General features: G+C 64.2%; 3 protein-coding genes. 1 reads left to right on the plus strand and 2 read right to left on the minus strand.

The window, feature by feature from the left end:
• Positions 1 to 1,052 (plus strand): SulP family inorganic anion transporter (locus tag JCM21793_RS22795; protein WP_025031838.1); only part of this gene is annotated, 1,052 nt, incomplete at its 5' end.
• A gap of 51 nt (positions 1,053 to 1,103) precedes the next feature.
• Here the strand turns inward: JCM21793_RS22795 and JCM21793_RS22800 are convergent.
• Both JCM21793_RS22800 and ftsY read right to left on the minus strand, forming a co-directional pair.
• Entirely contained in the window at positions 1,104 to 1,751 is a 648-nt protein-coding gene (locus JCM21793_RS22800; RefSeq protein WP_025031839.1) for a septation protein A, read from the minus strand.
• A 2-nt stretch (positions 1,752 to 1,753) separates the two neighbouring features.
• A partial coding sequence (ftsY, locus tag JCM21793_RS27915; RefSeq protein ID WP_025031840.1) for a signal recognition particle-docking protein FtsY occupies positions 1,754 to 2,996 on the minus strand: 1,243 nt, incomplete at its 5' end.

Genomic DNA, 2,996 nt, shown 5'->3' on the forward strand with positions numbered 1-2,996 from the left:
TGATCGCCGTGGTGGCGGCCACGCTGGTCGCCTGGGCGCTGGGTCTGCCGGTGGAAACCATCGGCTCGCGGTTCGGCGGCATTCCGCAAATGCTGCCTGCCCCGCATTTGCCCGACCTCAGCACCGAAAAGATCATGGCGGTTCTGCCCGCCGCTTTCTCGTTTGCGCTTCTGGGCGGCATTGAGAGCCTGCTTTCGGCGGTGGTGGCCGATTCCATGACCGGCCGCCGGCACCGCTCCAACAGCGAGCTGGTGGCGCAGGGCACGGCCAATATCGGTTCGGCGCTGTTTGGCGGTTTCTGTGTGACCGGAACCATCGCACGCACGGCAGCCAATGTGCGGGCCGGCGCACGCGGGCCGGTTTCGGGCATGCTGCATTCGCTGTTTCTTCTGGCGTTCATGCTGGTGGCTGCGCCGCTGGCGCGCTTCATCCCGCTTGCAGCCCTTGCCGCCATTCTGGCAGTGGTGGCCTGGAACATGGCGGAGAAGCACCAGTTCGCAGCACTGCTGCGCTCCTCATGGGGCGATGCGGTAGTGCTTCTGGTGACGTTCCTGCTGGTGGTTTTCCGCGACCTGACGGAGGGCATTCTGGTGGGCTTCGGTCTCGGCGCGCTGCTCTTTCTGCACCGCATGTCGGAAGCGGTGCGCGTGGAGCATGGCGTTTCATCGCTGACCGACCAGCCAGACAGCGGCGAAGGCCCCTATTCGGCGGCGAACGCGACGGATGACGATGTGGTTGTCTATCGCATTGCCGGCGCGTTCTTCTTCGGCGCAGCGGCTGCGGTGGGGGCTGCACTCGACCGGATTGGCGGCCAGCCGAAAGCCTGTGTCATCGACATCGGCTCGGTGAGCTTTCTCGATTCCACGGCGGCCGCGACCATTGAAGGTTTCGTGCGCAAGGCGCGCCAGCAGGGAACGAATGTCTATCTCGCGGGGGCAAGCCAGCCGGTGCGCAAATTGCTGCGCACCCACGGGATGCGGCCACCCGCACTCCGGTTCTACAGCCGGCTGGACGACGCCATCACCGCCGCAAGGCGGGATGCCGCCAACTAGAGCGCCGTGCTTCCCGATAATCGATTCCGTTTTTCGGGCCGATGCTCTGGCTTACTTCGAGGGCTCTTCCAGCGAGTGCTTCATGATGAGCGGCATCTGGCTCATCGTGAAGAGGATGGTGATCGGCATGATGCCCCACACCTTGAAGGCGACCCAGGTGTCGGTGGAGAACATCCGCCACACCACCTCATTGACCACCGCCAGGAAAATGAAGAACAGGCCCCAGCGCAGGGTGAGCTTGCGCCAGCCTTCCGCATCCAGCTTGAAGGCGGAATCGAACACATAGCCAAGCAGCGATTTGCCGAAGGCGAGACCGCCCAGAAGCACCACGCCGAACAGCGTGTTGACGATGGTCGGCTTCATCTTGATGAAGATTTCGCTGTGCAGATAGAGCGTCAGCGCGCCGAACACGAACACCACCACGCCCGAAACGAGCGGCATGATGGGCAGGGTGCGGGCGAGAACCCAGGAGGCTGTAAGCGCAATGGCCGTGGCGGCCATGAAGAGCGCGGTCGCCACAAAGAGTGGGCCGCCGAGACTGCCCAGCGCCGGGAAACGCTCCACCAGCCATTCACCACGCGAATTGGCGAAGAAGAACACCATGAGCGGCCCCAGCTCCAGTGCCAGTTTGAGGATCGGGTTGATCTCCTTGCGCTTGGGATCGGCGGGGTCGCGTTCAAAGATGTGTTTCTCGCTCACGCTTATGCAACTCCTGCAATCGCCTTGGCGAAATCGCTCGCCGAGAAGGGTTCAAGATCGTCGACCTGCTCGCCGACGCCGATGAAATAGACCGGCAGCTTGTGCTTGGCAGCGATGGAAACAAGGATGCCGCCGCGCGCCGTGCCATCGAGCTTGGTCATGACCAGGCCGTTGACGCCCGCAACATTGCGGAAGATTTCGACCTGATTAAGGGCGTTCTGCCCGGTGGTCGCATCCACCGTCTGGAGGACGGTGTGCGGCGCATCGGGATCGTGCTTGCCGAGCACGCGCACGATCTTCTCAAGCTCGGCCATCAGCTCCGCCTTGTTCTGAAGACGGCCAGCGGTGTCGATGATCAGCACGTCCGAGCCGGCTTCCTTGGCCTTTTCATAGGCATCATAGGCAAGGCCCGCCGCATCCGCGCCGAGTTTTGAGGAAACGACCGGCGAGCCGGTGCGCTCGCCCCAGATCTTGAGCTGCTCGATGGCGGCGGCGCGGAAGGTGTCGCCAGCGCCCAGCGTGACCTTAAGCCCGCCCTCGGTGAGCTTTGCAGCCAGCTTGCCGATGGTGGTCGTCTTGCCGGTGCCGTTGACGCCGACCACGAGGATAACATGCGGCTTGTGCGACAGGTCGAGTTCGAGCGGCATGGCGACCGGCGCCAGCACCTTCTCGATTTCCTCGGCCATGACGGCCTGCACTTCTTCACCGGAAACATCCTTGCCGTAACGGCCCGACGCCAGCGCGTCGGTGACGCGCATGGCCGTCTCAAGACCGAGATCGGCGCGCAGCAGAACGTCTTCCAGATCCTGAAGCGTGTCATCGTCCAGCTTGCGCTTGGTGAAGACACCGGCGATGGAATCGCGCAGTTCGCGAGATGAACGCGACAGCCCCTCGCGGAGACGCTGGAACCATGGCTTGCGCGGCGGCGGTGCTTCCGGCTCGGGCGCCTTCTCTTCAACGCGCTCGACTGCTTTGGAGACGGCGATCTTGCCGGCGGCAGCGGCACTTGCGGCCTCGGCGACGTGCTCCGCTTCCTTCTCACCTCCTGAGCCCGTCGAAGGGCCGGATGACGGGCGAGCGTCGTCGGTGGACGGTGTCGGCGCGGCTTCGGCTGCAGGCGTGATGTCGTCGGCGTCGCGCTGCCCCTCATCCTGACCTTCTCCCCGCGAGCGGGGAGAAGGGGGCGCGGGCGTCGCGTCTGAAATTTCGGCCTTCGGCTCTGGCTCTGGCTCTGGCTCTGGCTCT

It is taken from the genome of Nitratireductor aquibiodomus NL21 = JCM 21793, from assembly GCF_000615975.1.
GTDB lineage: Bacteria > Pseudomonadota > Alphaproteobacteria > Rhizobiales > Rhizobiaceae > Nitratireductor > Nitratireductor aquibiodomus.